Source organism: Pseudomonas sp. S1_E05 (genome assembly GCF_056337105.1).
The window spans coordinates 646841-673743 of record NZ_JBFRHM010000001.1 but is presented as its reverse complement, the minus strand read 5'-3'; the positions used below and the strand labels follow the sequence as shown (position 1 = coordinate 673743).

At 61.0% G+C, this 26903-nt stretch carries 29 protein-coding genes and 2 pseudogenes; 18 read left to right on the top strand and 13 right to left on the bottom strand.

The window, feature by feature from the left end; genetic code table 11:
* Nucleotides 1–90: 90 nt before the first annotated feature.
* Entirely contained in the window at nucleotides 91–1653 is a 1563-nt protein-coding gene (locus AB4N33_RS02970; protein ID WP_476456367.1) for an amino acid permease, read from the top strand.
* 210 nt (nucleotides 1654–1863) lie between these two features.
* Here the strand turns inward: AB4N33_RS02970 and AB4N33_RS02965 are convergent, their stop codons facing one another.
* Nucleotides 1864–2199 (bottom strand): hypothetical protein, encoded by a 336-nt coding sequence (locus AB4N33_RS02965; protein WP_460122958.1) that lies wholly within the window; start codon nucleotides 2197–2199, stop codon nucleotides 1864–1866.
* Between the two features lie 175 nt (nucleotides 2200–2374).
* Here AB4N33_RS02965 and AB4N33_RS02960 point away from each other — a divergent pair, with 175 nt between their 5' ends.
* From AB4N33_RS02960 to AB4N33_RS02945, 4 genes are all read left to right on the top strand, one after another.
* Nucleotides 2375–4075: an amidase gene (locus AB4N33_RS02960; protein ID WP_476456366.1), complete on the top strand. Its 1701-nt coding sequence runs from the start codon at nucleotides 2375–2377 to the stop codon at nucleotides 4073–4075.
* A gap of 70 nt (nucleotides 4076–4145) precedes the next feature.
* Nucleotides 4146–4373, top strand: coding sequence for a hypothetical protein (locus AB4N33_RS02955; RefSeq protein ID WP_476456365.1), 228 nt, complete (start codon nucleotides 4146–4148; stop codon nucleotides 4371–4373).
* 198 nt (nucleotides 4374–4571) lie between these two features.
* The gene (locus AB4N33_RS02950; protein WP_460126630.1) at nucleotides 4572–4898 is read left to right on the top strand and encodes an NIPSNAP family protein; all 327 of its coding nucleotides are present in this window, start codon (nucleotides 4572–4574) and stop codon (nucleotides 4896–4898) included.
* A gap of 29 nt (nucleotides 4899–4927) precedes the next feature.
* Nucleotides 4928–6358 (top strand): M15 family metallopeptidase, encoded by a 1431-nt coding sequence (locus AB4N33_RS02945; protein ID WP_476456364.1) that lies wholly within the window; start codon nucleotides 4928–4930, stop codon nucleotides 6356–6358.
* Here the strand turns inward: AB4N33_RS02945 and AB4N33_RS02940 are convergent, their stop codons facing one another.
* From AB4N33_RS02940 to ggt, 3 genes are all read right to left on the bottom strand, one after another.
* On the bottom strand, nucleotides 6359–6817 hold the full coding sequence (locus tag AB4N33_RS02940) for a GNAT family N-acetyltransferase (protein WP_476456363.1): 459 nt from the start codon (nucleotides 6815–6817) through the stop codon (nucleotides 6359–6361).
* Between the two features lie 98 nt (nucleotides 6818–6915).
* A complete protein-coding gene (locus AB4N33_RS02935) occupies nucleotides 6916–7449 on the bottom strand; it encodes a cysteine hydrolase family protein (RefSeq protein ID WP_460122943.1) in 534 nt (177 codons plus the stop codon).
* A gap of 70 nt (nucleotides 7450–7519) precedes the next feature.
* Nucleotides 7520–9247 (bottom strand): gamma-glutamyltransferase, encoded by a 1728-nt coding sequence (gene ggt / locus AB4N33_RS02930; RefSeq protein ID WP_460122940.1) that lies wholly within the window; start codon nucleotides 9245–9247, stop codon nucleotides 7520–7522.
* A gap of 149 nt (nucleotides 9248–9396) precedes the next feature.
* On the opposite strand from ggt, the gene AB4N33_RS02925 reads away from it, so the two are divergent.
* A complete protein-coding gene (locus AB4N33_RS02925) occupies nucleotides 9397–9885 on the top strand; it encodes a methylated-DNA--[protein]-cysteine S-methyltransferase (RefSeq protein WP_476456362.1) in 489 nt (162 codons plus the stop codon).
* Nucleotides 9886–9935: 50 nt separating this feature from the next.
* On the opposite strand, the gene AB4N33_RS02920 is transcribed toward AB4N33_RS02925, so the two are convergent.
* Nucleotides 9936–10523 carry an NUDIX domain-containing protein gene (locus tag AB4N33_RS02920; protein ID WP_460122935.1) on the bottom strand — a complete coding sequence of 196 codons (588 nt, stop codon included), beginning with the start codon at nucleotides 10521–10523 and terminating at the stop codon, nucleotides 9936–9938.
* 55 nt (nucleotides 10524–10578) lie between these two features.
* Nucleotides 10579–11015 (bottom strand): annotated as a pseudogene (locus AB4N33_RS02915) (hemerythrin domain-containing protein).
* A 135-nt stretch (nucleotides 11016–11150) separates the two neighbouring features.
* Here AB4N33_RS02915 and AB4N33_RS02910 point away from each other — a divergent pair.
* The gene (locus tag AB4N33_RS02910) at nucleotides 11151–11579 is read left to right on the top strand and encodes a GNAT family N-acetyltransferase (RefSeq protein ID WP_460122930.1); all 429 of its coding nucleotides are present in this window, start codon (nucleotides 11151–11153) and stop codon (nucleotides 11577–11579) included.
* A 134-nt stretch (nucleotides 11580–11713) separates the two neighbouring features.
* On the opposite strand, the gene AB4N33_RS02905 is transcribed toward AB4N33_RS02910, so the two are convergent.
* On the bottom strand, nucleotides 11714–12064 hold the full coding sequence (locus AB4N33_RS02905; protein ID WP_476456361.1) for a hypothetical protein: 351 nt from the start codon (nucleotides 12062–12064) through the stop codon (nucleotides 11714–11716).
* Between the two features lie 93 nt (nucleotides 12065–12157).
* Between AB4N33_RS02905 and AB4N33_RS02900 the strand changes: the two genes are divergently transcribed.
* The 8 genes and pseudogenes from AB4N33_RS02900 to AB4N33_RS02865 all read left to right on the top strand — a co-directional run bounded on the left by AB4N33_RS02900 (nucleotide 12158) and on the right by AB4N33_RS02865 (nucleotide 16823).
* Nucleotides 12158–12487 carry a DUF6388 family protein gene (locus AB4N33_RS02900; RefSeq protein ID WP_460122925.1) on the top strand — a complete coding sequence of 110 codons (330 nt, stop codon included), beginning with the start codon at nucleotides 12158–12160 and terminating at the stop codon, nucleotides 12485–12487.
* 28 nt (nucleotides 12488–12515) lie between these two features.
* Entirely contained in the window at nucleotides 12516–13220 is a 705-nt protein-coding gene (locus tag AB4N33_RS02895; RefSeq protein WP_460122922.1) for a YoaK family protein, read from the top strand.
* Between the two features lie 131 nt (nucleotides 13221–13351).
* A pseudogene (gene tusD, locus AB4N33_RS02890) lies at nucleotides 13352–13743 on the top strand (sulfurtransferase complex subunit TusD).
* 1 nt (nucleotide 13744) lies between these two features.
* Nucleotides 13745–14107: a sulfurtransferase complex subunit TusC gene (gene tusC / locus AB4N33_RS02885; RefSeq protein ID WP_460122920.1), complete on the top strand. Its 363-nt coding sequence runs from the start codon at nucleotides 13745–13747 to the stop codon at nucleotides 14105–14107.
* Nucleotides 14107–14400, top strand: coding sequence for a sulfurtransferase complex subunit TusB (gene tusB / locus AB4N33_RS02880; protein ID WP_460122917.1), 294 nt, complete (start codon nucleotides 14107–14109; stop codon nucleotides 14398–14400). Before tusC ends, tusB begins: the two co-directional genes overlap by 1 nt.
* A complete protein-coding gene (locus AB4N33_RS02875; protein ID WP_460122914.1) occupies nucleotides 14397–14732 on the top strand; it encodes a TusE/DsrC/DsvC family sulfur relay protein in 336 nt (111 codons plus the stop codon). Before tusB ends, AB4N33_RS02875 begins: the two co-directional genes overlap by 4 nt.
* Before the next feature lie 14 nt (nucleotides 14733–14746).
* Nucleotides 14747–15730, top strand: a complete 984-nt coding sequence (locus AB4N33_RS02870; RefSeq protein ID WP_460126625.1) for a glycosyl transferase family protein — start codon at nucleotides 14747–14749, stop codon at nucleotides 15728–15730.
* Between the two features lie 91 nt (nucleotides 15731–15821).
* Complete coding sequence (locus AB4N33_RS02865) at nucleotides 15822–16823, top strand: glutathione S-transferase family protein (protein WP_476456360.1); 1002 nt, start codon at nucleotides 15822–15824, stop codon at nucleotides 16821–16823.
* 103 nt (nucleotides 16824–16926) lie between these two features.
* Here AB4N33_RS02865 and cysG read toward each other — a convergent pair whose 3' ends face one another.
* The 6 genes from cysG to AB4N33_RS02835 form a co-directional block, all read right to left on the bottom strand.
* Nucleotides 16927–18321 (bottom strand): siroheme synthase CysG, encoded by a 1395-nt coding sequence (gene cysG / locus AB4N33_RS02860; RefSeq protein WP_476456359.1) that lies wholly within the window; start codon nucleotides 18319–18321, stop codon nucleotides 16927–16929.
* Nucleotides 18322–19602 (bottom strand): serine--tRNA ligase, encoded by a 1281-nt coding sequence (gene serS, locus AB4N33_RS02855; protein ID WP_460122905.1) that lies wholly within the window; start codon nucleotides 19600–19602, stop codon nucleotides 18322–18324.
* Nucleotides 19603–19617: 15 nt separating this feature from the next.
* Nucleotides 19618–19992 carry a fluoride efflux transporter CrcB gene (gene crcB, locus AB4N33_RS02850; RefSeq protein ID WP_460122902.1) on the bottom strand — a complete coding sequence of 125 codons (375 nt, stop codon included), beginning with the start codon at nucleotides 19990–19992 and terminating at the stop codon, nucleotides 19618–19620.
* Entirely contained in the window at nucleotides 19992–21314 is a 1323-nt protein-coding gene (locus AB4N33_RS02845) for a replication-associated recombination protein A (protein ID WP_476456358.1), read from the bottom strand. Before AB4N33_RS02845 ends, crcB begins: the two co-directional genes overlap by 1 nt.
* Before the next feature lie 153 nt (nucleotides 21315–21467).
* On the bottom strand, nucleotides 21468–22091 hold the full coding sequence (lolA, locus tag AB4N33_RS02840) for an outer membrane lipoprotein periplasmic chaperone LolA (RefSeq protein WP_460122897.1): 624 nt from the start codon (nucleotides 22089–22091) through the stop codon (nucleotides 21468–21470).
* Between the two features lie 66 nt (nucleotides 22092–22157).
* Nucleotides 22158–24569, bottom strand: a complete 2412-nt coding sequence (locus tag AB4N33_RS02835; protein WP_460122894.1) for a DNA translocase FtsK — start codon at nucleotides 24567–24569, stop codon at nucleotides 22158–22160.
* 528 nt (nucleotides 24570–25097) lie between these two features.
* Between AB4N33_RS02835 and aat the strand changes: the two genes are divergently transcribed.
* From aat to infA, 3 genes are all read left to right on the top strand, one after another.
* The gene (gene aat / locus AB4N33_RS02830; protein ID WP_460122891.1) at nucleotides 25098–25778 is read left to right on the top strand and encodes a leucyl/phenylalanyl-tRNA--protein transferase; all 681 of its coding nucleotides are present in this window, start codon (nucleotides 25098–25100) and stop codon (nucleotides 25776–25778) included.
* 56 nt (nucleotides 25779–25834) lie between these two features.
* A complete protein-coding gene (locus AB4N33_RS02825) occupies nucleotides 25835–26542 on the top strand; it encodes an arginyltransferase (RefSeq protein WP_476456357.1) in 708 nt (235 codons plus the stop codon).
* A 100-nt stretch (nucleotides 26543–26642) separates the two neighbouring features.
* Complete coding sequence (gene infA / locus AB4N33_RS02820) at nucleotides 26643–26861, top strand: translation initiation factor IF-1 (RefSeq protein ID WP_002553999.1); 219 nt, start codon at nucleotides 26643–26645, stop codon at nucleotides 26859–26861.
* Nucleotides 26862–26903 lie beyond the last annotated feature (42 nt).

Sequence of the window (26903 nt, the reverse complement as noted above, 5' to 3'; positions counted from 1 at the left end):
CGGTTGTAACGGAGCAGTACGACAAGGTGTTGAAGGCCAGCCCATTGCGCACACGCCAATGGCTTGATCAAACCTCAAGGGGTACACCGCATGAACCCAGCAAGCCAGCCCAGCGCCGACACTCACGACGAGGATGTCAAAGCGCTGCACAGCATGGGCTACGCCCAGCAACTTTCGCGAAGAATGGGCGTGTTTTCCAATTTCGCGATTTCCTTTTCGATCATCTGCATCCTCTCCGGTGGCATCAACTCGCTGGCCCAGGGCACGTCGGGTGCCGGGGGCGCATCGATCGGTATTGGCTGGCCCATCGGTTGCCTGATCTCCGGGGTGTTTGCCCTGGCCATGGCGCAAATTTCCTCAGCCTACCCTACTGCTGGCGGGCTCTATCACTGGGGCTCGATTCTTGGGAACCGCTTCACCGGCTGGCTGACGGCCTGGTTCAATCTGCTGGGGCTGGTCACCGTTCTCGGCGCGATCAACGTCGGCACCTACTACTTCTTTTTCGGCGCGTTCGGACCGGCGCTCGGCATGGAAGACACCACCACGGTCAGGGTCATTTTCCTGGCGATCCTCACCGGCATCCAGGCGTTGTGCAACCACCTGGGGATCGGCCTGACCGCCAAGCTCACCGACTTTTCCGGCTACCTGATTTTTGCCACGGCGCTGGCGCTGACCATCGTCTGCCTGATCTCGGCACCCAGTTATGAATTCGTGCGGTTGTGGACGTTCGGCAACTATTCAGGTGCGGCGGGTGGCGGCGTATGGCCAGAAGTCTCCAACAGCTGGATTTTCATGCTCGGCCTGCTGCTGCCGATCTACACCATCACCGGTTACGACGCGTCTGCGCATACCTCCGAAGAAACCCGCAACGCTGCCATGTCGGTGCCCAAGGGCATGGTCATGTCGGTGATCTGGTCGCTGCTCTTCGGTTGGGTAATGCTCAGCTCGTTCGTGCTGATGTTGCCGAACATGGACGATGCGGCCAAACAAGGCTGGAACGTGTTCTTCTGGGCCATGGACACCCAGGTCAATCCCAACGTCAAGTTCGCGCTGTACGTGGCAATTTTCGTCTCGCAGTTCCTGTGCGGGCTGGCGACCGTGACCTCGGTGTCGCGCATGATCTTCGCGTTCTCCCGTGACGGCGGCCTGCCCTGCTCCAAAGCCCTGTCGTCGGTGTCCCCGACCTTCCGCAGCCCGGTGGCAGCGATCTGGACCGGTGCCACACTGGCAGTGCTGTTCGACTGGGGATCGTCGGTGATCTCCATTGGCGAGACGCCGGTCTACACCATCGTCGTCTCGTGCACGGTGATCTTCCTGTTCTTCTCGTTCATCATCCCTATTGTCCTGGGCCTGTTTGCCTACGGCACCGCGAAGTGGCCGACCATGGGGCCGTGGAACATGGGGCGCGGGTTATACACGCTGTTTTCCCTGCTCTCGATCATCTCGATGGTGGTGATTTTCGTCATCGGCATCCAGCCTCCCAACGACTGGGCGCTGTACATCACCATCGGCTTCCTGGTGCTGACCGCCATCGTCTGGTTCGGCTTCGAAGCCCGGCGCTTCCAGGGCCCGCCAACAGGCGACCTGATCGTCAAGCGCCAAACGGAAATCGCTGCGGCAGAGGCGGCGTTGAACAAGCAGGCGGGGGTTTGATGGGCGGGTGAACTGTAGGAGCGAATTTATTCGCGAGGGTCGTCAACGATGACGCGGGCTGCCTGACGGCCCGCGTTGTCCGGGCATTCGTTCGCGAGAAAGCTCGTTCAGGTTCAGCAGTGCAATGAAAAAGCCCCGCAAGCATGAGCCTGCGGGGCTTTTTCGTGAATCAACGCTCAAGCGTGCTCGCCGCGCGGCGAGCCAATGCGCTTACTGAACGTTTTTCAGCTTGATCACATCACCGGACACCTTGGTGGTGTAGCCGTTCAGGACCCAGGCCCAGAACCACTTTTCTTCAACCTGGGTGTTGATCAGTGCGTCGCCGCCCTTGGCCTGGATGGCCGCCTGTTGTGCACGGACGAAACGGCTGTTCTGGCGAATCGGGATGAGACCGAACAGCATCAGGCCGGTGGCGCTGGCTTCGCTGTGGCCAACGACAGTGTATTGGCTGGCGTCGTAATGCTGGGTCTTCATCGGTGCGCCGGTGCAGCCGGCGAGAACCACGCCGAACAAGGAAACGGCAAGCACTTTACTCAGATAATTCACAATGTCACTCCATAGGTAAACGCCCGGGATCCATCTCTCGGGCGGCGCATACCTTAACGCAGGAAACGGCTGATGGGTATCAGGTCAAACCCTGCCCCGCCATCTGGCAGCGCATGCCTATTCGGCTTACCATGCCGCGCATCTTCATTCATTATCGATAAACGGCGGTACCAACATGTTCGAGGTCACCGAGGTTTCCATTGCCGAACTGCGCGCGGCGCTCGAGTCCGGGCAGACCACGGCGGTAGAGTTGGTCGAGGCCTATCTTGCCCGCGTGGACGCCTATGACGGCGCCGACACCCCGACGGCCCTTAACGCGGTGGTGGTGCGCAACCCCGACGCCATAAAGGAAGCGAAAGCCTCGGATGCCCGTCGAGCGCAAGGTCAAACGTTGGGTCCGCTCGACGGTATTCCCTACACAGCCAAGGACAGTTACCTGGTCAAAGGGTTGACCGCCGCGTCCGGCAGCCCGGCCTTCGCCAACCTGATCGCCTACCGCGATGCGTTCACCATCGAACGGCTGCGCGCTGGCGGGGCAATCTGCCTGGGCAAGACCAACATGCCGCCCATGGCCAACGGTGGCATGCAACGCGGGGTCTATGGCCGTGCGGAGAGCCCGTATAACGCAGGCTACCTGACCGCCCCGTTCGCCTCCGGTTCCTCGAATGGCGCTGGCACCGCCACCGCTGCCAGCTTCGCGGCGTTCGGCCTGGCGGAAGAAACCTGGTCGAGCGGTCGAGGCCCGGCATCCAACAACGGACTTTGCGCCTACACACCTTCGCGCGGGGTCATCTCGGTGCGCGGCAATTGGCCGCTGACGCCGACCATGGACGTGGTCGTGCCGTTCGCCCGGACCATGGCTGACTTGCTCGAAGTACTGGACATCGTCGTCGCTGAAGACTCCGACACCCGCGGCGATCTGTGGCGTCTGCAACCCTGGGTGCCGATCCCAAGCGTTGCCTCGGTGCGCCCTGCCTCCTACGCCGAACTGGCGGTGAAGGCCGATGCATTGGCCGGCAGACGCCTCGGCGTGCCGCGCATGTTCATCAACGCCGACCCTGAAGCCGGCACCAGCGAAGCACCGGGCATCGGTGGGCCGACCGGCCAGCGCATCAACACCCGCCCCTCGGTGATTGCACTTTGGGAAGCGGCGCGCAAGGCGCTTGAAGCGGCCGGCGCTGAAGTCATCGAAGTGGATTTCCCGCTGGTGTCCAACTGCGAGGGCGACCGCCCCGGCGCACCGACGGTGTTCAACCGCGGCCTGGTGTCCAAGGAATTCCTGCACCACGAATTGTGGGACCTGACGGCCTGGGCATTCGACGACTTCCTGAAGGCCAACGGCGATCCAAAACTCAACCGATTGGTGGACGTCGACGGTTCGCTGATTTTCCCCCACGACCCCGGCACCCTGCCCAACCGTGAAGGCGACCTGGCGGCGGGCATGGACGAATATGTGCGGATGGCCGAACGCGGCATCACGCCGTGGGACCAGATCAGCACAGTTCCGGACGGCCTGCGAGGCCTAGAGCAGACCCGTCGCATTGACCTGGAAGACTGGATGGACCGGCTGGGCCTCGACGCGGTGCTGTTCCCGACCGTAGCCGACGTAGCACCGGCCAACGCCGACATCGACGAGGCCGCCGCCGACATCGCGTGGAGCAACGGCGTCTGGGTCGCCAACGGCAACCTCGCCATCCGTCACCTGGGTGTTCCAACGGTCACCGTACCAATGGGCGTCATGGCGGACATCGGTATGCCGGTCGGGCTGACGTTCGCCGGGCGTGCCTACGATGACTCGGCGCTGCTGCGTTTTGCGTCGGCGTTCGAATCGACCGGCAGCAAGCGGATGATCCCGCCGCGGACGCCGGCGCTGTAAACCGGCAAAAAAAACTCGAACTCACCGTTGGCCCCCGCATCCAATGTGTAGGCCAACGGAGGAACGAGACATGAACGACAACACACGACAGCCCCCATCACCCAACAATGCGCCGCCGACCGACACTTCAGGCAAGCCGGTCAACGTGGTTGAACGAGACTTGCGCGACCCGGACGATGCCACTGAAGGCGTCGATAAAACCATCACGCCGACGTCGACCCGCACCAAGGAACAGGACGCCGAGGAACTCAAACGCAAGACGGATGAAATTGAACGCAAGGTTGCCGATGGAAATTAGTCGGAGTCTTGCTTCGGCGCACTGGGTTCAACGCTAACCAGCGTGGGAGTGAGCCTGTCGAACCGTGGCGATGACCCAGCGAGCACCACGGCTTCGCGCAATCGCGTGTTATCGTTGACGATCATCGCGACGGTGCGACGACTCGACAGTTTTGCTCCCGCCGTCATCGTGTGCCTGCCCATGGAAGAACGTGAAAACATGATCACCTGCTACCTGAAATACGTCCTGGACCCTTACCAGATCGAAGCCTTCGAACACTATGGCAAGCTGTGGATTCCCCTGGTCGAGAAATTTGGCGGCCAGCATCACGGTTACTTCCTGCCCGCCGAAGGCGCCAACAATATCGCCCTGGCGATGTTCAGCTTCCCCAGCCTTGCGGCCTACGAGCAATACCGCCAGGATTCCATGAAGGACCCCGAGTGCATCGCGGCCTTCCAATACGCGCAAGACACCAAGTGCATCCTCAGCTACGAGCGCAGTTTCTTCAGGCCGGTGTTCGGTGAACAGGCGCCACAACCGACCTGATCGATCGAATACAGCCAGGAGACGTCCGCATGCGCCTTTTGCCCACCCTCACCCGCCCCTGGCTGCAATCACTGCCGCTGCTGTGCCTGGTCGCCACGGCCCATGCCGAGCAGCGACCGGACCACATGGTCTATCTGCGCGCGATCGATCCGACCATCGAACAGGACATGCGCTACGCCGGCGCTCACAACTTCACCGGTCATCCCCTTGATGGGTACAACGCCGCCGAATGCCTGCTGACGCTGGAAACGGCCAACGCCCTCGCCCGCGTGCAGGCGTCGCTGCGCGCACAGGGTTACGGTTTGAAGGTGTTCGACTGCTATCGACCGACGCGCGCAGTCGCTGACATGGGCCGCTTCGCCACGGAACCGGGCGATCCGCTGAAGGCCGAGTTCTACCCCCGCGTGGATAAACAGGACTTCTGGCGCCTGGGCTATGTAGCGCGGGTGTCGAACCATTCCCGTGGTTCGACCGTGGACTTGACCCTGGTCGGACCCAAGGCATTGCCCGCGGCAACCTGGACACCCGCTGCAACGCAAGTTGATTGCACCGCGCCATACGGGCAGCGTTGGCAGGACGGAGCGCTCGACATGGGCACCGGGTTCGACTGTTTCGACGAGCGCACCCACACCGCCAACCCGGTGATCAATGCCACGGCCAGGGACAATCGCCAGCGCCTGGGCACGGCCATGGAAAAAGAAGGTTTCGCCGGCTACTCAAAGGAGTGGTGGCACTTCTCCTATACCCGCAACGGTGCGCCCGGCGAGGTCATGGACTTCCCGATCACGCCGCTCGACGCCCGCACAGCACTCGACACGAGCGGGCAACTCATCGTGGTCACGAGCAAAACCTGGAACGATATCCAGGGCATCGCCCAACGGTATGAGCGCGATGGCACAGGCTTTCGCAAATACGGTGAGGCCTTCGCGGTGGTGCTTGGGAAAAACGGATTGGCCTGGGGCAAAGGCCTGATCAGCGCCGATCCGGGCGACGCCCCGGTCAAGAAAGAGGGTGATGGAAAAGCGCCAGCCGGGATGTTCAAACTCGGGACGGCCTTTGGCTTCGACGCCACCGCCGCCACCCGACTGCCCTACCTCGCCCTGACGCCCACCACCGAATGCGTCGACGACAGCCAATCCCGAAGCTACAACCAAGTGCTCGACGGCGCGAAAGCCACGCGGGACTGGGCCAGCTCGGAACAGATGCGCAACGAGGCCGGCTATCGCCAGGGCATCGTCATCGAGCACAACACCCCTGCCACTCCCGCTTCGGGTTCGTGCATCTTTTTCCACATCTGGCGTAGCCCGACCTCACCGACGGCGGGCTGCACGGCCATGGATCAGGCGGACATCGCGCGCCTATTCGAATGGCTGGACCCGCGCCAATCACCGCTGCTGGTGCAAATGCCCGAGGCGCAATACGCGCAGTGGCGCGATCGCTGGAATTTGCCGGAGCAGTGATCAACCCTGCTTCAGATCCAGGCAATAGGTGTAGTAGCCCGTGTCGCGCGCGTAGCCCAGGGACTCGTAGAGCTTTTGCGCCGTGTGGTTATCGGTGGCGGTTTCCAGTGTCATGCCCTTGGCCCCCGTCAGCGACGCAAAGTCGCGGGCCGTGTTCATCAATTGCCTGGCCACGCCCCGACCCCGAGCCTCGGGTGCGGTGAACAGATCGCCCAATAGCCAGGTGCGATGCGCCTCGATCGATGAAAAAGTCGGGAACAACTGCACGAAGCCTAGCCCCAATCCCTGCCCGTCCTGGGCAACAAAGATCACTGATTCATCCCGCGCCATGCGTTCGGCGATGAAGTGCCGCGACTGTCCGAGGTTCGAGGGCTGGCCATAGAAACCTCGATAGGCGTCGAACAGCTGGGCAACATCGTCGAGGTGGGTGGCGTCGGCGCGATGAATCTGGATATCCATGAATGCGGTCTCCACCAAGTGTTGAGCGTAGATGAGGCTGATGTTCGGCTGTGGATTGTCATTGCCTGCTCGCGATGCAGCCAACTCGGACACCGCGGCTAGAAAACAATACGGCTCGTCGGCACCACATCAATCCGCGCCACCGACCCGGTCAAATGCGCCAGGTCCTTGTTGTGCTCGGCAATGATGTCTTCGGCCGTCAGGTTGCCGTTGTCGACGGTTGAGTGGGCGTCCGACGCCAGCACCACGTCATATCCCAGTTTCAATGCCTGACGTACGGTCGCGTTGACGCAGTAGTCGGTCTGCAAGCCACAAATCACCAGCCGCTCGAAATCCTGGACCGGCAGCAACTTCTGCAGGCTGGTCTGGTAGAACGAATCCCCGGTGGTCTTGCGCACGCGGGCGTCCTGTGGCGAGACGTCCAACCCCGTAGCCAGTTGCCAACCGTCGGCCGCATGGACGAGTGGCCCGTCCGGTTCCTCGTGCTGAATCACGACCACGGGAACCCCCGCCGTGCGGGCGCGTGCACTGAGGTCGTTGATGGAGTCGATGACACGCGCGATCTCGAAACACTCGTACTCGCCCGAGCAGAGTGCCTGCTGGACGTCGATGATTAACAATGCGCTGGTCATGGTGCCTTCCTTGTGATGTCGGTGTGCAGGAGGACAGAAAATAGATCTGTCCTCCTGTTCTGACAAGCCCCTAGTAGCCGAGCGACAACCCGGTGTTGCGTCGAGGATCGTTGGCCCCGTAGAAACGGTTTTTGCCCACCGGTTTGCCCTCCAGCGAAGGCGCGCCCACCAGAATTGCCGCCACGTGGTTGGCATCCTGGGGACCGGCGAACTTGTGCCCCCAGCTTTCGAGGAGCTTCACCGTATCCGGGCTGGTGGTGAACGTCTCGAGGTTGGTCTCTTCCGGCAACCACTGCTGGTGAAAGCGCGGCGCGTCGACCGCTTCCTGGATGTTCATGCCGTAGTCGATGACGTTGAGCATGGTCAGCAAGGTCGCGGTGATAATGCGGCTGCCACCCGGTGTACCGACGACCATGACCACTTTGCCGTCCTTGGTGACAATGGTCGGGCTCATGGACGACAGCGGTGCCTTGCCGGGCGCGATAGCGTTGGCCTCGCCCTGCACCAGGCCGTACATGTTCGGCACACCGATCTTCGAAGTGAAGTCGTCCATTTCGTCGTTGAGAATCACCCCGGTCTTGCTCGCCATCACTCCGGCGCCAAACCAGTCATTGAGGGTGTAGGTGACCGAGACCGCATTGCCCCATTTGTCGACGATCGAGTAATGGGTGGTGTTGCTGCCCTCATGCGGCGCGACGCCTGGCTTGAGTTCGCTGGACACCGCTGCCTTCTGCGGATTGATGGCTGCGCGGATTTTGGTCGCGTAGTTTTTGTCCAGCAGATGGCTGATCGGGTTCTTCACGAAATCCGGGTCGCCGAGGTAGCTGTTGCGATCCACGTACGCATGCCGCATCGCTTCGATCTGATAGTGCATGCCCTGCGCCGAGTGGTAGCCCAGATCCTTCATCGGGTAGCCGTCGAGGATGTTGAGGATCTCGCAGATCACCACTCCGCCGGAGCTGGGCGGTGGCGCAGAGACCACGTGGTAACCACGATAGTCACACTCCACCGGGGCCAGCTCGCGGGTCTTGTACTTATCGAGGTCAGCCTGGGTGATGATGCCCTTGCCGGCCTGGCTCGACGTGACGAGGGCATCGGCCACCCACCCCTTGTAGAAACCGTCGGCGCCCTTCTCGGAAATTTCCCGCAGGGTCTTGCCCAGATCCTTCTGCACCAGCTTTTGCCCGACCTGCATCGGCTCGCCGTTGCTCAGGAAAATCGCGCCGGAATCCTTCATGTCTTTCTTGAACACGTCGGTGGCGGTTTCGAGCAGATCGACATCGCCCTGCTCCAGTACAAAACCGTCTTCGGCCAGCTTGATCGCCGGGGCGATCACTTCCTTGCGCGGCTTGGTTCCGTACTTGCTCAGCGCCAGTTCCATGCCCGAGACCGTGCCCGGCACGCCGACCGCCAGGTGCCCGCGGGTGCTGAGCTCGGGAACCACGTTACCGGCCTTGTCCAGGTACATGTCGGCGGTCGCGGCCAGCGGCGCCTTTTCGCGGAAGTCGAGGAAGGTCTTGCGGCCATCCGCCAGTTGTATGGTCATGAAACCGCCGCCGCCCAGGTTACCGGCTGCGGGATAGACCACCGCCAGCGCATAACCGACCGCGACGGCGGCATCGACGGCGTTGCCACCGTTCTTGAGTACGTCTACGCCGACATGGCTCGCCAGGTGCTGGGCAGTCACCACCATGCCGTTTTCGGCCGCGACCGGGGCAACGGAGGCTGCGTAGCTAGTCAGGCAGGAGAGCGCCAGGGAGGTCGCAATGAGCGATTTGGCAAAAGGTTCGAACTTCATGGGTCGGTCTCTTCTTGTTTTCAGGCTCTGCATCCAGCAGAGGACAGCGCTTCAAGAGCAGAGGCAAGTATGGTCGGGATTGCGTATTGCGCCTCCCCGATCAGGCAGTATGCTTGCACCTTGTTCAGCTCTTGGGCGCAGACCCCGGCATGACTTTCACCTGCACCACCATGACCTCGCCAGTGGGCGAACTGACCCTGGTCGCGAACGGTTCGAGACTGGCGGCCATCCTCTGGGAAAACGACAAACCCAACCGGGTTCGCCTCGGACCGATGTGCCACGCGCCCGACCTGCCGATCCTGGTGAGCACACGGCAACAATTGACTGAATATTTTGCCGGCAGTCGCCAGCGCTTCGACTTGGAACTGGAGTTCTGCGGAACCGATTTCCAGAAAAAGGTGTGGCAGGCGTTGCTAACGATTCCGTTCGGTGAAACCCGCAGCTACAGCCAGATTGCCGAACAGATCGGCCACCCGAGTGCGGTGCGTGCAGCGGGTGCGGCCAATGGCCGGAACCCCATATCGATCATCGCGCCGTGCCATCGGGTGATTGGGGCGTCGGGGAAATTGACCGGGTTTGCAGGGGGGCTTGCGGCCAAGGAGTTGTTGCTGAAACTCGAAGGTTTCTGGCTACCGTAGGAGCGAGCCTGTCGAGGCGTCGCTCCTACAGGGGATCGGGGTATCGCTACTTAGGCGAAGATGTTTTTCATCGCCGCATACTGCAACAGCATGATGGTCTTCGCGTCGCAGATCTCGCCGCGTTCGAATGCCTGCAGCGCCTCATCGAATGACCATTCGAGCACTTCCAGTTCTTCGGTTTCTTCTTCCAGCCCGCCACCTTCGCTGACCTTGGACGCGGCATCGTATTCGGCAATGAAAAAGTGCAGTTTCTCCGTGACCGAACCGGGGCTCATGTAAGACTCGAACACTTTTTGCACATGGTGCACGCGATAACCGGTCTCTTCCTCGGCCTCCTCGCGAATACGCGTTTCGGGCGAGGCGCCATCGAGCAAACCGGCCGCCACTTCGATCAGCAAGCCATCGTGGCCGTTGACAAACACCGGCAAGCGGAACTGCCGCGTCAGCACCACGGTGCGCTTTTCCCGGTTGAACAGCAGGATCGCGGCGCCATTGCCGCGATCGTAGACCTCACGCGTCTGGCGTTGCCACTCGCCGTTGTTGCGCTGGTAATCGAAGGTAATTTTCTTCAGCAGATACCAATCGTGAGACAACACCTGAGACTCGATGATGTTGACCCGCTCGGCGGTGTCGGGCATGACAGGGCGTCCTTTTTGCGTCGGGAAAACGCTCATCCTAATCGGCCCGAACGCATCATGAAAGCTGTGCCTCATATTCCCTCTGATACTGCCCGGCGAGCGTTTCCTTCTGTTTGTCATCAAGCAGCTTGCCCGCCATCTGAAAAAACTTCTGCTCTTCTTCCTTGAGGTGGTGATGGACCTTGTCGCCGAGTTTTTCGCCGTAGCCAGCCAGGCCGGGCTGGACATTTCGGTCTCGTCGAGTTCTTCCATCATCTCGTCCATTTCGTGATGTTCGGCGATAGCGTGGCGGCTCAGGTCCACGCCGTTGTCGAACTGCATCAACGGGATATAAAAGTGCCGTTCCTCGGCGGTTTCATGGGCCTGCAGTTCGGCCTTCAATTGCTTATAGGCTTCGACGCGCTCCGGCGTGTCGCCGCTGGTCTCGATCAGCGCCTTGGCATAGGTGCGCTGGCGCTCGTGACTTTCGCGCAAGGCTTCAAAAATATTCATGGCAATCCTCATCGGCCGCGTTCTGAAATGACGCTCAGGGAGCTAGACAGCGACGCGATGACGACGGTTCCTCAAGGGATGGACCAATTTCCACAACCCCGATACGCTCGCGGCTCTGCCATAAGGACATAGCTGATGACCTTGATCATTGAACACAAGCAAGACCCCACTCCGGAAGATCGCGAGGCGATCCTCGCCCCGCTGCGGGCCTACAACGTCGCACAGGCCGGAGACGGCAAATCGGAACTGCTGGCGCTGCTGGTACGCGATGAGCAGGGCGAAATCCTCGGCGGTTTGTATGGCCGGTTTTTCTATCGCTGGTTGTTTATCGAATTGCTCTCGGTGCCGGAACAGGCCCGAGGCGACGGCATGGGTTCGAAGCTGATGCGCATGGCCGAAGACCTGGCGCACGAGAAGGAATGCGTGGGGATTTGGCTGGACACCTTCAGCTTCCAGGCACCGGCGTTTTACCAGAAGCTGGGATACAGCGAACTGGGTGAGATCGTGGACTACCCGCCGGGACATAGGCGGCATTTTTTCCAGAAGCGTTTGACTCAAGCCTGAGGCAAACCATTGTCCGCCGTGTGGGAGCGGGCTTGCTCGCGAATGCGGTGGTTCAGCAAACAGCGTATCGACTGACAAACCGCTTTCGCGAGCAAGCCCGCTCCCACAAAAGGCGAACCGGGGTGGTCAGGACATCACAGGCACGTCGCCAGCGCCGCCAATCGGCGCTTGGCGACAAAGTCATCCTTTTGCGTGTAGAAGTTCAACGCCGTCCCGGACGCATCTTCGCGAATGTCGACAAAGGACTCCGCCGAGCGCGTGTAAACGGTCGAACCTCCCCGCATGCCCGGCTCCAGGTAGGCGCCAGCATCGACACCGAAGACGGCTTCGTCCTGCCAGGAGAACTGCACGCACTGGGCGACGATTTTTTCCGGCTTGTCAGAGCTCAGGATTTTATTCGGCGCACCGTTACGGGCATTTTCCATTACCGAACCGGCACATCCGGCCAGCAATGTTGCGGCCAGGGCCACCATCAGTATTCGCATTGCATGTGCTCATCAGGAAAAAGCCGACTGTATCACCGTGGGTGGGTGTATCGTTCTGCTTTAGTGCATGCCCCCCATATTCAAGGAGCGACCATGGCGACACCGGAACAGCAACACGAGCAGGCGCTGGAACGGTTTCTCGATGAGCGCCCCGAGTTGCGCATCGAACTGGACAACCTCAACCCATTGCTGGCCCAGGCCAAGGGCGAAACCCAGGCGCAGTTTCGTGAGGAGCGTTTGCATGAAGCCTTCGAGGCCGAAGCCGAACGCCTGGGCCTGTTTGCCTGGGAGCTGACCCTGCAACTGACGGCGGCAACAGCCCAGGACTACGAAGCCCAGCGCCTGAATGTGCATCGTGAAGTCGCTGAAATGGCCGGGATGGACTGGCTGGAGTATTGCGAGTTGTATGGACTGAAACCTTAACCCTCGCCGTCCAAGGAGTCTGCCGACGATGCTGCCTTCGTCCACCACCGCCCATGCCAGCCCTGGGCACCTGCACACGCAAAAATGGCGCGGACGCGTCGGCCTGACCCTGGTGGCCGCCCTCTCGGTCCTGGCCGGCATGACCGACGCAATCGGTTTCATGGCGAGCGGCGATTTTGTCTCCTTCATGAGCGGCAACACGACCCGCCTTGCCGTGGCCATCAGCGACGGCGACCTTGGTCTGACCCTTCGCCTGTTGGTCGTGGTAGCCACCTTTGTCATCGGTAATGCCTTGGGCATTCTGGTCAGCCGTATCGGCGGACGACGCGCACTGCCGTTGCTGTTGTGCATCGCCCTGTTGCTGTGCACGGCGGCAGGCTGGCCCTATGACGAGCAACTGCCGGCGCTGCTGGCAGCGATCATCGCCATGGGCATGCTCAACGCCGCCGTCGAGCAAGTGAACGGCCTGCCGGTGGGCCTGACCTACGTCACCGGCGCCCTGTCGCGCTTTGGTCGCGGTCTGGGACGCTGGTTGCTGGGTGAACGCCGTAACGGCTGGCGCGTGCAACTGGTGCCCTGGACCGGGATGTTCGCCGGCGCGGTGCTGGGCGCCCTGCTGGAACATCAATTCGGGCTCCAGGCGTTGTTTGCCAGCGGCGTGCTGGCGGGAGTGCTGGGGGTGGTGTCACTGCAGATTCCCCGGCGGTGGCAGTTGGGGTATATGCCTCGGTAATCATGGCGATCACAAATCCCCTGTGGGAGCGGGCTTGCCCGCGATGAATCCAACAAGGTCCCCAGCGAACACTTGGCCCCTCCCCCCGATAAAGCTTTATCATGGCCGCAGTTCCGCAGATCGAGTTCACCATGAAGTTCGCCATCGCCGTATTCTCCGCCGCCCACGCGCCCTCCTCGCGCCGTGCCTTGCTGTTCGCCCAGGCTGCGCTGGCGGGGGGCATGAGATTGTCCGGCTGTTTTTCTATCAGGACGGCGTCTACAACGCCTCCGGCAGCGTGGTCACACCCCAGGACGAACAGGACTTGCCCAAACAATGGCGTAACTTCGTCACCGAGCGTCAGTTAGACGGTGTGGTGTGCATCGCCGCCGCCCTGCGTCGTGGGGTGCTCAATGCCGAAGAAGCGACACGATATCAACGCGAAGCCGCCGCCGTGGACGCCCCCTGGGAACTGTCCGGCCTCGGTCAGTTGCATGATGCAGTGCAGGACGCCGACCGCCTGATCTGTTTTGGAGGCGCGTGACATGCCCAAATCCTTGCTGATTGTCAGCCGCCAGGCCCCCTGGTCCGGACCGAGCGCCCGCGAAGCGCTGGATATCGTATTGGCCGGCGGCGCTTTCGACCTGCCGATCGGCCTGCTGTTTCTGGATGATGGCGTGTTTCAACTGGCGTCTAAACAGGACGCCAAGGCCCTGCAACAGAAAGACTTGAGCGCCAATTTGCAGGCCTTGCCGATGTTCGGCGTCGATGAGCTGTTCGTCTGTAGCGACAGCGCCACCGAACGAGGCCTGGCCCCGTCAAGTCTGGCATTTGAGGAAGTCCAAGCCTTGAACGCCGCTGAAATCACCGCTCTTATTGACCGTTACGACCAGGTGATCACCCTCTGATGTCGACTTTGCATGTGTTGTCTCACTCTCCGTTCGGCGACGATCGCCTGAACAGTTGCCTGCGCCTTATCGGTGCCAACGATGCGTTGCTGCTGACGGGCGACGCGGTGTATGCGTTGCAACCTGCCACCGCTCCGTTCAACGCACTGAGCGCCCGCGCACCGACGCTGTACGTACTCGCCGAGGACGCCCAGGCCCGCGCCCTGGACATTCCCGCCGACGCCCGGGCCATCGATTACCCGGCCTTCGTCGAGTTGTCGCTGCACTACGACAAGGTCAACAGTTGGCTATGAATTCCCTGACCGTCGGCGCCCGCGCCATCGAACTGGACAAGGACGGCTTCCTCGTCGAGCTTGGCGACTGGTCCGCTGAAGTCGCCAGTGCCCTCGCAGCCGCCGAAGACATCGAGTTGAGCCCCGAGCACTGGGAAGTCCTCGAGCTGTTGCGCGCCTTCTACGCCGAATTCCAGTTGTCTCCGGCCACGCGTCCGCTGATCAAATACACCGCCTTGAAACTCGGCCCGGACAAAGGCAACAGCCTGCACCTGAACCGCCTGTTCAAAGGCACCCCTGCCAAACTCGCCGCGAAACTGGCGGGCCTGCCCAAACCGACGAATTGCCTATGACCGACTACCCAGCGTTGACCCTCGAAACGCCCGCCGAGCACCCGTTCGCCCAGTTCGTGCGGATACTGGGCAAAGGCAAGCGCGGCGCCCGCGACCTGACTCGCGAAGAAGCCCGCCAAGCCATGGGCATGGTGCTCGACGAACAGGTCGAGCCAACACAGCTCGGCGCCTTCCTGATGCTCTTGCGGCACAAGGAAGAAAGCGCGGAAGAAATGGCCGGATTCACCGAAGCCTTGCGCGAGCGCTTGCAGGCGCCATCACTTGCGGTCGACCTGGACTGGCCGACCTACGCCGGCAAAAAACGTCATCTGCCGTGGTACCTGCTGGCGGCCAAATGTCTGGCACACAATGGCCTGCGGGTATTCATGCATGGCGGCGGCGCCCACACGGCCGGGCGGCTGTACAGCGAGCAACTGCTGGCGGCGCTGAACATCCCGTTGTGCCGCAACTGGCAGCAAGTGGGTGCCGCGCTGGATCACGGCGGCCTGGCGTTCATGCCATTGATGGACTGGGCACCGCAGCTGCAGCACATGATCGACCTTCGCAATACCCTGGGTTTGCGCTCGCCGATCCATTCCCTGGCGCGCCTTCTGAACCCGTTGGCCGCCCGCTGTGGCCTGCAAAGCATTTTCCACCCCGGCTACCAGGCCGTGCACCGCGAGGCCAGCCGTTTGCTCGGCGACACCGCCATTGTGATCAAGGGCGACGGTGGCGAGATCGAAATCAATCCGGATGCCGACAGCCACCTGTACGGCACGACCGCTGGCGAAAACTGGGACGAGGAGTGGCCGCAGTTGTCGACCCAGCGCCACGTCAAGCCGGCCGCGCTGGACCCTGAGCACCTCAAGGCCGTGTGGCGCGGCGATGTGGTCGACAGTTACCCGCAAATGGCGCTGATTTCGACCATGGCCCTGGCCTTGCGTGGCCTCGGTCAAACTCGCGAACACGCTTTCGAAACCGCCAACCGCTACTGGGATGCGCGAGACAAATCGATTTAATAGATAATAACTGTCTACGATTTGCGCTTTTTTATCGAACCTATAGGAATAGAATCCTCTCCAATGAATATTGGCTTGAGGAGTCGTGGACATGGGTTTGCTCGTAGAAGGTCAATGGCAGGACAAGTGGTACGAAAGCAGCAAGGACGGCGCCTTCCAGCGTGAACAGGCTCAGCGACGCAACTGGGTGACCGCTGACGGCCAACCTGGCCCGAGCGGTGTGGGTGGCTTTGCCGCCGAGGCCGGTCGTTACCACCTTTACGTTTCGCTGGCCTGTCCCTGGGCCCATCGCACGCTGATCCTTCGCAAACTCAAAGGCTTGGAAGACCTGATCGATGTCTCCGTGGTCAGTTGGCTGATGCTCGAAAACGGTTGGACCTTCGACCAGACACTCGGCTCCACCGGCGACAAGCTCGATCACTTTGACTTCATGCACCAGCGCTACACCGCCGACACCGCCGACTACACCGGCCGCGTGACCGTGCCGGTACTGTGGGACAAGCAACAAAACCGCATCGTCAGCAATGAATCGGCGGAGATCATCCGCATGTTCAACACCGCCTTCGACGATCTGACGGGCAATGACCTGGACTTCTACCCCGCCCCGCTACGCGGCGAGATCGATGCACTGAACGAGCGGATTTATCCTGCGGTGAACAACGGGGTGTACCGCGCAGGCTTCGCCACCTCGCAACAGGCCTACGAAGACGCCTTCGATGGATTGTTCGCAGAACTGGATTACCTGGAAGGACTGCTCGGCGCCAATCGCTACCTGGCCGGCCAATACCTGACCGAAGCCGACATCCGCTTGTTCACCACGCTGATCCGTTTTGACGCGGTGTACCACGGACACTTCAAATGCAACCTGCGGCGCATTGCCGATTACCCGAACCTGTCGAACTGGCTGCGGGAAATCTACCAGTGGCCAGGCGTTGCCGAGACCGTGGATTTCACCCACATCAAGAATCACTACTACGGCAGCCACAAAACCATCAACCCGACAGGTGTAGTACCCAAAGGTCCGGAGCAGGACTTCACCGGGGCTCATGACCGGGCGCGGTTGAGTGGCAAAGGGGTTTGGCGCAGGGCCTGAGATCTGTGTTGGATTTGAAGGCCTCATCGCGGGCAAGCCCGCTCCTGCAGTTGGAATGAGTTCCCCTGCAGGAGCGGGCTTGCCCGCGATGGGCTCGACGCGGTCAGACCTGCGCCTGCGCCCCTTCAAACCACGCCAGCTTCTCGCGCAACTGCACGACTTCCCCAACAATCACCAGCGTCGGCGCATGCACTTCATGCTCTGCCACCATTTCCGACAGGTTGGCCAGGGTGCCGGTAAACACCCGCTGGTTGTTGGTGGTGCCCTGCTGGATCAACGCCGCCGGGGTATCGGCCGCGCGACCGTGCTGGATCAACTGCTCGCAAATGACCGGCAAACCCACCAGCCCCATGTAAAACACCAGGGTCTGCGCAGGCGAGACCAGGTCGGCCCACGGCAGGTCGGTGGTGCCATCCTTGAGGTGCCCAGTGACAAACCGCACCGACTGCGCGTAATCACGATGCGTCAGCGGTATCCCCGCATACGCCGCACAACCGCTGGCCGCCGTAATGCCCGGCACAACCTGGAACGGGATGCCCTGAGCCGCCAGCTCTTCGATCTCTTCACCGCCACGGCCGAAGATGAACGGATCACCGCCCTTCAACCGCACCACGCGCTTGCCCTGTTTGGCCAGGTCCACCAGATGCTGGTTGATCTGATCCTGAGGCACCGCGTGATCGGCGCGGCGTTTGCCGACGTAGACGCGCTCGGCGTCTCGACGGCACAGCTCAAGGATTGCCGGCGCCACCAGGCGGTCGTACAACACCACATCGGCCTGCTGCATAAGACGTAGCGCGCGGAAAGTCAGCAGGTCGGGATCACCCGGCCCCGCCCCCACCAGATAGACCTCACCCGTGGCCACTGGCGCTTCACCGGCGATCTTCGCCTGTAACAGGCGTTCGGCTTCGGCACCCTGCCCGGCCAGTTGGCGGTCGGCAATCGGCCCCTGGAACACGTCCTCCCAGAACGCCCGGCGTTGCTGCACATCCGGGAACAAGCCCTTGACCTGATTGCGAAAACGCGCTGCCAGGCCGGCCAGTTGACCGTAGGTCGAAGGAATCCAGGTTTCCAGCTTGGCGCGGATCAGTCGCGCCAGCACCGGCGCATCGCCACCGCTGGACACGGCAATGATCAACGGCGAACGATCGACGATCGCCGGGAAAATTACGCTGCACAACGCAGGCGCATCCACCACGTTGACCGGCACGCAACGCCGGTGGGCGTCGGCGGAAACCCGTGCGTTCAACGGTTCGTCGTCGGTGGCGGCGATGATCAGCGCACAACCGTCCATATCCGTTTCGCTATAACCACGCAACAGGCACTCGCCACCGCTGCCGGCGACCAGTTCGCGCAACTGTGATTCGATTTCAGGTGCAACCACCCGCAACTGCGCACCGGCATCGGCCAGCAGGCGGGACTTGCGCAAGGCAATCTCCCCCCCGCCGACGACCAACACACGACTGCCGCGCAGGTTATGAAACAGCGGCAGATAGTCCATTTAACCGATGACCTCGAGGCCACCCATGTACGGCTTCAGTACGTCCGGCACGCGGATCGAACCGTCGGCCTGCTGGTAGTTTTCCAGCACCGCCACCAGGGTACGACCGACCGCGAGGCCGGAACCGTTGAGGGTATGTACCAACTCAGGCTTGCCGGTTTCCGGATTGCGGAAGCGCGCTTGCATGCGACGGGCCTGGAAGTCACCGCAGTTGGAGCACGACGAGATTTCGCGGTATTTGTCCTGGCTCGGAATCCACACTTCCAGATCGTAGGTCTTGACCGCGCTGAAACCCATGTCGCCGGTGCACAGCGCCAGGGTGCGGTAAGGCAGTTCCAGCAGTTGCAGGACTTTCTCGGCGTTGGCGGTCAGCCCTTCCAGCGCTTCCATGGATTTGCCCGGCTCGACGATCTGTACCATTTCGACCTTGTCGAATTGGTGCTGGCGGATCATGCCGCGGGTATCGCGACCCGAGGCGCCCGCTTCACTGCGGAAGCACGGCGTGTGAGCAACGAACTTGATCGGCAGCAGTTTCGCATCGACGATTTCACCGGCCACGATGTTGGTCAGCGACACTTCGGCGGTCGGGATCAGGTACAGGTCGGCTTCGCCTTCGCGACCGATCTTGAACAGGTCTTCTTCGAATTTCGGCAACTGGCCGGTGCCTTGCAACGCCGGAGCCTGGACCAGATACGGCGTATAGGCCTCTTCGTAGCCATGCTCGGTGACGTGCAGGTTGATCATGAACTGCGCCAGGGCGCGGTGCAGGCGGGCAATCGGGCCGCGCAACAGGGCGAAGCGTGCGCCGGACAGCTTGGCAGCGGTCTCGAAGTCGAGCCAGCCGAACTTTTCGCCCAGTGCGACGTGGTCTTGCACCGGGAAATCAAACGCCGTTGGTGTCCCCCAGCGACGCACTTCAACGTTGCCCTCTTCGTCAGCACCGACCGGCACGGATTCATGCGGCAGGTTGGGGATGCCCAGCAGGATCGAGTCCAGTTCGGTCTGGATCGCGTCCAGCTCGACCTTGCCGGCACTCAATTCATTGGCCATGCGCTCGACGTCCGCCATCAACGGCGCAATGTCTTCGCCGCGCTGCTTGGCCTGACCGATGGATTTGGAGCGCGCATTACGTTCAGCCTGCAGTGCTTCGGTGCGGGTCTGGACGGTCTTGCGCTGTTCTTCCAGCGCTTCGATGCGCGCAACGTCCAGCGTGTAGCCACGGGAGGTCAGGCGGTCCGCTACGTTCTGAAGATCGCTACGTAACAGTTTGGAATCGAGCATGTCGGTCTCTCGTTATCAAAGTTTGGTCAAGGACAGGCCAGCCCACGTGGCGAGCAGCCCGCCGAATACGCTGATGGCAGCATAGCCCAGGGCCAGCGGCACCTGCCCGCTTTCCAGCAGGCGCACCGTATCCAGTGAAAAGGACGAAAAAGTTGTCAGCCCCCCGAGGAAGCCGACCATCAACCCGGCGCGTACCTCGATCGGTACTTCCGGGCGTATCAAAAACAGGCCGTATAAAACGCCGATCAGCAAACAGCCGACGATATTAACGGCGAGCGTCGCGGTATAGAAGTGCCGCGGCCAATTGGCATTGATCCAATTGCCGGTGGCGAAGCGCAACAAAGTACCGGCCATCCCGCCGACGGACACCGCAACGATCAATGGGACCACTATTTTCTCCGCTGCCTTGGGCTCATTCGATCCATTTGTGCGAGGTGATTGAGCTTCTCGCCGATCTTCAATTCCAGGCCGCGTGGCACAGGTTGATAGAAGGGTTGCGGCTCAAGCTCCTCGGGAAAGTAGTCTTCGCCGGCCGCGTAGGCATCCGGTTCGTCATGGGCGTAGCGGTACTCGTCGCCGTAACCCAGTTGCTTCATCAGTTTGGTCGGCGCGTTGCGCAAATGCAGAGGCACTTCAAGCGAGCCGTGTTCGGCAGCACTGCGCATCGCGGCCTTGAAACCCATATACACCGCGTTGCTCTTTGGTGCACAAGCCAAATAGGTGATGGCCTGAGCCACCGCCAGCTCGCCTTCCGGGCTGCCGAGGCGCTCCTGCACGTCCCAGGCCGCCAGGCACAGGCTCAGTGCACGCGGGTCGGCGTTGCCGATGTCTTCACTGGCCATGCGCACTACACGCCGGGCAAGGTACAACGGGTCGCAACCGCCATCGATCATCCGCGCAAACCAGTACAGTGCGCCATCGGGGTTGGAGCCACGCACCGATTTGTGCAGTGCAGAAATCTGGTCATAGAACGCCTCGCCGCCCTTGTCGAAACGTCGACGGGTGTCGCCAAGCAGGCTCTGCAACAAGTCGACGCCGATCTCGCTGTCGTCCTCGGCAAGGTCCGAAGCGTTTTCAAGCAGGTTGAGCAGACGCCGGCCATCACCATCAGCCGCGGACAACAGCATCTGGAAACCTTCGTCGCTGATCGTCAGGTGACGCTTGCCCAGCCCGCGCTCCTCTGTCAGCGCACGTTGCACCAGTTTGCGCAACGCGGTTTCGTCGAGGCTTTTGAGCACATAGACCCTCGCCCGAGACAGCAACGCGTTGTTGAGTTCGAACGAGGGGTTTTCAGTGGTGGCGCCGATGAAGATCAGCGTGCCGTCTTCGACATAGGGCAGGAATGCGTCCTGCTGCGACTTGTTGAAGCGGTGCACCTCATCGACGAACAGAATGGTGCGCTTGCCGTACTGGCCAGCCTGCTGCTTGGCGATTTCCACCGCCTGGCGGATTTCCTTCACCCCGGCCAGGACTGCCGAGACGGTTTCGAAGTGCGCGTCCGAGACTTCCGCCAGCAACCGCGCCAGGGTGGTCTTGCCCACGCCGGGCGGCCCCCAGAAGATCATCGAGTGCAGCGCACCCTGTTCCAGCGCCTCGCGCAAGGGCCTGCCGCGAGCGAGCACGTGCTCCTGACCGACGTACTCGTCCAGGTTAGCCGCACGCAGGCGGGCGGCCAGGGGCTGAGCAATCGGGGCGCTGCGAAACAGGTCCATCACGTGCCTTTAAAACCTCGTTTATCTGGGTATCACCTTCACCTGTAGGAGCGAATTTATTCGCGATGGTCGTCGACGATGACGCTCGGAACCTGACACCCAGCGGCGTTCTTGAGTCCATCGCGAGCAAGCTCGCTCCTACAGGAGACCGCGTTATTCCTGGATCACGTCGGCACCCTTGGGTACATCGAACTTGAATTTGGACGCCGGGATCGGCTCGTTGGCCTTCACGCCAGTGAACAGGATATTGGTGCGCTGACCGACGCTGTCGATCAGTTGCATGTCATTGACCAGACCATTGCGGAACGACAGGCGCAGACTGTCAAACAGGGTGTCCTTGGTTTTCGGCTTCAAGGTGAAGTCGATCACGCCGCCGGCTTCCTTGGCGCTGATGTCGAAACTCTGGCTGATCTTGGACACATCGCCCGACAGCAGCAGCGCCGGCGTCTGGCTCAGGCGCAGGTCGAGGGTTTTGATGGTCGCCTGCTCAAGGTCCGGGTCCCATAGCGTCACTTTCTTGCCATCGGACACCACGACCTGCTCGGCCGGCGCATCGGTGTGCCAGTAGAAAAGACCCGGCCGCTGGACGGACATCTCGCCCGCCGTTTCCTGCAATTGCGTACCGCTGCCATCAAGGGTCAGCTGCGAGAAACGTGCAGTCAGGGTCTGGGATTTTTCCAGAAGTTGAGTCAGGCGCGCCACATCCTTGTCATCGGCGTGGGCCGAAAGCGTGGTCAAAGCCAGTACCGGCAACAACAGCATGCGGATCAGACGCATGGGAGTCCTCAATTACGATGGTGGGAGTGCGGGTGGCACCGGGGGTGCCACCCTTTCAATATCCGGTCAGTCGCGCACCGGACCAGGGGCCAGGACTTCACGCGAGCCGTTGGTATTCATGGCCGTTACGACCCCGGCCATTTCCATGGCCTCGATCATGCGCGCGGCGCGGTTGTAGCCGATTTTCAACTTGCGCTGAACCGCGGAAATGGACGCCCGGCGGCTTTCCAGCACGAACTGCACCGCCTCGTCGTACAAAGCGTCGGCTTCCGGGTCATCACCGTCGCCACCGCCGCTGCTGCTTTCGAAGCCACTGCCGGCCTCTTCGACACCGTTGAGGATGTCGTCGTTGTACTCCGGCGCGCCACGCAGTTTCCAGGCCTCGACGACCCGATGAACCTCGTCGTCGGACACGAAGGCGCCGTGGACACGGATCGGCAGGCTGGTGCCCGGCGGCATATAGAGCATGTCACCGTGGCCCAGCAGTTGCTCGGCACCACCTTGGTCGATGATGGTCCGCGAGTCGATCTTGCTCGACACCTGGAACGCCATACGGGTCGGGATGTTGGCCTTGATCAGACCGGTAATCACGTCCACCGACGGCCGCTGGGTCGCGAGGATCAGGTGGATACCCGCCGCCCGCGCCTTCTGCGCGATACGGGCGATCAGTTCTTCAACCTTCTTGCCAACGATCATCATCATGTCGGCGAATTCGTCGACCACCACGACGATGGTCGGCAGTTTTTGCAACAGCGGCGCTTCGTCGTGGATGCTTTCGCGCTTGTACAGCGGATCGCTCAACGGCTCGCCAGCGTCGATGGCTTCCTTGACCTTGGCGTTGAAGCCCGACAGGTTGCGCACGCCCATCTTCGCCATCAGCTTGTAGCGACGCTCCATCTCGGCCACGCTCCAGCGCAGGGCGTTGGCCGCGTCTTTCATGTCGGTGACCACCGGGCACAGCAGGTGCGGAATGCCTTCGTAGATCGACAGCTCGAGCATTTTCGGGTCGATCATGATCAGCTTGGCGTCATCCGGGCCGGACTTGAACAGGATCGAGAGGATCATCGCGTTCACACCCACCGACTTACCGGAACCGGTGGTACCGGCCACCAGCAGGTGCGGCATCTTCGCCAAGTCAGTGATGACCGGTTTACCGCCGATGTCATGACCCAGGGCCAGGGTGACGGGAGATTTGAAATTGTCGTACTCAGGCGTCGAGAGCACTTCGGAGAAGCGCACGATCTGCCGGTCTTCGTTGGGAATCTCGATACCGACGGTGGTCTTGCCCGGAATCACTTCCACCACCCGCACGCTGGTCACAGCCAGGGATCGCGCCAGGTCCTTGGCCAGGTTGGCGATGCGACTGACTTTCACACCCGCGGCCGGCTGGATTTCGTAACGGGTAATCACCGGGCCCGGGTGGATCGAATCCACCGTGACCTCGACACCAAACTCCTTGAGTTTGATCTCCAGCAAATGACCGACGGCCGCCAGGGATTCAGGGGAATAGTTGAGCTGTTTCTTTTCGGCAGGGTCGAGAATCGAGATCGGTGGCAAGGTGCCTTCGACGGCGCTGTCGACGAACAGCGGAACCTGTTTTTCCTTTTCCACTCGTTTGCTTGGCGCGGCAGGCTTGATCGGCGCAGGGGCGATGACCGGAGGCACCTGCTTCTCGCGTTCGGACATGTGCTTGCTCAGGGCCTGTTCGCGCTCGATCAGGCGCTCCTTGACCTTGGCCTGCTCGCGTTTGTCCGTCACGGTAGGCGCGACCACGTCATGGACGCGATCGTCGACTTCACGCAATTGTGCGACCAGTTGCTTGCGCTCGACGCGCGACGACCACCACCGATTCGCTGCGCTCTGCACCAACTCGAACAAGTCGAGAGTGATCTTGCCGGTAATGTCCATCACCTTGAACCACGACAGGTCGGTGAAGACGGTCAGGCCAAACAGGAACAGGGCGATGAACAGCAAGGTGCTGCCCTGGATGTTGAACGCGTTGCGGGCGAGGTCGCCAAGGCTCTCGCCCAATGCGCCGCCCGCGCCGGCCGGCAGCCCCGTCGGGGTATGGAAATGGATGTGCGCCAGCGCGGCGCCCGACAGCACCAGAAACACCAGGCCAATCAGGCGCCAGGAGAACAGCCAGCCGCTCCATTGCCAGGGTTCATGACGCTGGCGGAAGATCTGATAAACCTTGATCGCCAACAGCAGCGGGAAGATGTAAGCGAAATAACCCAGCACCATGAACAGGATGTCGGCGCTGTAGGAGCCGGCCGGACCGCCGAAGTTCTGCACGTCGTCGATCTTGCTGTTGTGGCTCCAACCCGGATCGTCCTTGCCATAGGTCAGCAAGGCCATCATCAGGAACAGGCACAGGGCGCCGATGGCGATCAATGCACCTTCCTTGAGTCGGTAGTGCAAATTCTGGCGCCAGATCGGAACGACGGCTGGTTTCGGTGCTGCAGTGGATTTCTTCAAAACGCTACTTTTCCTGCGCCGCCAACGGCGCGTCCATCTGTTGAATGACTATAAAAAACTGCCCATTCCAGGCAGGTAAAAAATTAACGAGCGCGACCGAGACTACTTTTAACATTGCGCTCCCGTTTTTATAAACACGGTGCACACTGCTTATTTTGTTACAAGCCGCATTGTACGGGTTTGTCTCGCTGAAGCCACGGCTCAGACGCCCGCATCAAGAATAGCCAACAATGCGCTCGAAGCGACGTAATTTGAGCACGCATTACCTTTTGTGACAAAGGCTTATGGATGCTTTTCGATATTGACTGCAAGTTGTGCGCGGCGCCATAGCGCTCGCTTACGACCACATCGCTCGCACCAAGTTGCAACCTTGCGCGTGTAACCAGGATGTACGTATCAATGCCTCGCGCCCGGGCGAGACGGCCCCGACGCAAGGCAAATGGTGAAAATTGCTCGACGACATTCCCGCCATTTGGTTGCAAACTTCACGCAGGCACCCCGCCCTCCCCTTCTGTAAGTCCGGACGCCATGCTGACCTGGTTACAACGCAACTCCCTGACCTTCCCGCCATTGGAAAAAGCCATGCGCGACCCCAATGGGTTGCTGGCGGCCGGCGGCGACCTGTCCGCCGATCGCCTGGTCCAGGCTTATCGCCATGGCTGCTTTCCCTGGTTTTCCGAAGGGCAGCCGATTTTGTGGTGGTCACCTGACCCACGCACGGTGCTGTTTCCCGACGAACTGCACGTCTCGCGCAGCCTGAGCAAATTATTGCGCCAACAGCGCTATCAGGTGACGTTCGACCAGGACTTCGCCGCGGTCATCCACGCCTGCGCCGCGCCCCGGGCCTACGCCGACGGTACCTGGATTACCGAAACAATGTGCAATGCCTACCTCGAACTGCACCGCCGTGGATATGCCCATAGCGTTGAAGTCTGGGACGATGGCCAACTGGTCGGCGGCCTGTACGGCCTGGCGATGGGCCAACTGTTTTTCGGCGAGTCGATGTTCAGTCGTGCCGACAACGCTTCCAAGTTTGGTTTTGCCAAGCTGGTCAAACATCTGAAAGACTCGGGTTTCGTGCTGATCGATTGCCAGATGCCCACCGATCACCTGCACAGCCTCGGCGCCCGCGCCATCCCACGCCAGGACTTCGCCGGCTACCTGGCGCGACACCTGGACCAACCCAACCGCGCCACCTGGGTTTGCTGAGCGACTTTGGCGCGCTTGGCTTACACTTATTCAAAAGCTTATCCCGAGGGTTGATCATGACCGAGTTGGCGCGTTTGAAGTTCTATGCCACTCAACCCCACTCTTGCAGTTACCTGCCCGAGGAGCAGGCCACCACGCTGTTTCTCGACCCCAGCCAGCCCATGGATGTGCATGTTTATGCAGACCTGTCGGAAATGGGTTTTCGTCGCAGCGGCGATCATCTTTACCGGCCACACTGCCAGAACTGCAATGCGTGCGTGCCGGCGCGCATTCCCGTCGCGCAGTTTGCACCCAACCGTCAGCAGAAACGCATCTTCAAGCGCAATGCCGACCTGCAAGTACGCCCCGCCAAACCCAAGTTCAGCGAAGAATACTTCGAGCTGTACCAGCGCTACATTGAACAGCGCCACGCCGATGGCGACATGTATCCGCCCAGTCGCGATCAATTTTCGACCTTTCTGGTACGCGACCTGCCGTTTTCGCGTTTTTATGAGTTTCGGCTCAATGGCCAGCTTCTGGCCGTGGCCGTGACCGACTTGCTGCCCAATGGCCTGTCGGCGGTCTACACCTTCTATGAACCCAACGAAGAACGACGCAGCCTGGGGCGCTATGCGATCCTCTGGCAGATCGCCGAGACCCAACGCCTGCAACTGGAAGCGGTGTACCTGGGCTACTGGATCAAGAACTGCAAAAAGATGAGTTACAAGACCCAATATCGCCCCATTGAACTGCTGATTAACCAGCGATGGGTCATCCTGAACTAGAACCCCTTGGCGTAAACCCCATTTTTCGGGCACAATGCACGCCGCTTTTGCCTGGCGCAGTTGCACCGGGCCATTCATTGGACACCGAGGGCTTTACTGCATGTCGAAAGAAGACAGCTTCGAAATGGAAGGCACTGTCGTCGACACCCTGCCCAACACCATGTTTCGCGTGGAGTTGGAAAATGGGCACGTCGTAACCGCGCACATCTCCGGCAAGATGCGCAAGAACTACATTCGTATTCTTACCGGCGACAAAGTGCGCGTCGAGCTGACTCCCTATGACTTGAGCAAAGGGCGCATCACTTACCGCGCTCGTTAATCAAGTCAATACAAGACGCCCGGCTTTGGCCGGGCGTTTTTG

Bases quoted from the DNA above. Each gene is read 5' to 3' on its own strand.
- AB4N33_RS02970 (WP_476456367.1), top strand. From the start codon at position 91: ATGAACCCAGCAAGCCAGCCCAGCGCCGACACTCACGACGAGGATGTC.
- AB4N33_RS02960 (WP_476456366.1), top strand. From the start codon at position 2,375: ATGTTCGAGGTCACCGAGGTTTCCATTGCCGAACTGCGCGCGGCGCTC.
- AB4N33_RS02955 (WP_476456365.1), top strand. From the start codon at position 4,146: ATGAACGACAACACACGACAGCCCCCATCACCCAACAATGCGCCGCCG.
- AB4N33_RS02950 (WP_460126630.1), top strand. From the start codon at position 4,572: ATGATCACCTGCTACCTGAAATACGTCCTGGACCCTTACCAGATCGAA.
- AB4N33_RS02945 (WP_476456364.1), top strand. From the start codon at position 4,928: ATGCGCCTTTTGCCCACCCTCACCCGCCCCTGGCTGCAATCACTGCCG.
- AB4N33_RS02940 (WP_476456363.1), bottom strand. From the start codon at position 6,817: ATGGATATCCAGATTCATCGCGCCGACGCCACCCACCTCGACGATGTT.
- AB4N33_RS02935 (WP_460122943.1), bottom strand. From the start codon at position 7,449: ATGACCAGCGCATTGTTAATCATCGACGTCCAGCAGGCACTCTGCTCG.
- ggt (WP_460122940.1), bottom strand. From the start codon at position 9,247: ATGAAGTTCGAACCTTTTGCCAAATCGCTCATTGCGACCTCCCTGGCG.
- AB4N33_RS02925 (WP_476456362.1), top strand. From the start codon at position 9,397: ATGACTTTCACCTGCACCACCATGACCTCGCCAGTGGGCGAACTGACC.
- AB4N33_RS02920 (WP_460122935.1), bottom strand. From the start codon at position 10,523: ATGCCCGACACCGCCGAGCGGGTCAACATCATCGAGTCTCAGGTGTTG.
- AB4N33_RS02910 (WP_460122930.1), top strand. From the start codon at position 11,151: ATGACCTTGATCATTGAACACAAGCAAGACCCCACTCCGGAAGATCGC.
- AB4N33_RS02905 (WP_476456361.1), bottom strand. From the start codon at position 12,064: ATGCGAATACTGATGGTGGCCCTGGCCGCAACATTGCTGGCCGGATGT.
- AB4N33_RS02900 (WP_460122925.1), top strand. From the start codon at position 12,158: ATGGCGACACCGGAACAGCAACACGAGCAGGCGCTGGAACGGTTTCTC.
- AB4N33_RS02895 (WP_460122922.1), top strand. From the start codon at position 12,516: ATGCTGCCTTCGTCCACCACCGCCCATGCCAGCCCTGGGCACCTGCAC.
- tusC (WP_460122920.1), top strand. From the start codon at position 13,745: ATGCCCAAATCCTTGCTGATTGTCAGCCGCCAGGCCCCCTGGTCCGGA.
- tusB (WP_460122917.1), top strand. From the start codon at position 14,107: ATGTCGACTTTGCATGTGTTGTCTCACTCTCCGTTCGGCGACGATCGC.
- AB4N33_RS02875 (WP_460122914.1), top strand. From the start codon at position 14,397: ATGAATTCCCTGACCGTCGGCGCCCGCGCCATCGAACTGGACAAGGAC.
- AB4N33_RS02865 (WP_476456360.1), top strand. From the start codon at position 15,822: ATGGGTTTGCTCGTAGAAGGTCAATGGCAGGACAAGTGGTACGAAAGC.
- cysG (WP_476456359.1), bottom strand. From the start codon at position 18,321: ATGGACTATCTGCCGCTGTTTCATAACCTGCGCGGCAGTCGTGTGTTG.
- serS (WP_460122905.1), bottom strand. From the start codon at position 19,602: ATGCTCGATTCCAAACTGTTACGTAGCGATCTTCAGAACGTAGCGGAC.
- AB4N33_RS02845 (WP_476456358.1), bottom strand. From the start codon at position 21,314: ATGGACCTGTTTCGCAGCGCCCCGATTGCTCAGCCCCTGGCCGCCCGC.
- lolA (WP_460122897.1), bottom strand. From the start codon at position 22,091: ATGCGTCTGATCCGCATGCTGTTGTTGCCGGTACTGGCTTTGACCACG.
- aat (WP_460122891.1), top strand. From the start codon at position 25,098: ATGCTGACCTGGTTACAACGCAACTCCCTGACCTTCCCGCCATTGGAA.
- AB4N33_RS02825 (WP_476456357.1), top strand. From the start codon at position 25,835: ATGACCGAGTTGGCGCGTTTGAAGTTCTATGCCACTCAACCCCACTCT.
- infA (WP_002553999.1), top strand. From the start codon at position 26,643: ATGTCGAAAGAAGACAGCTTCGAAATGGAAGGCACTGTCGTCGACACC.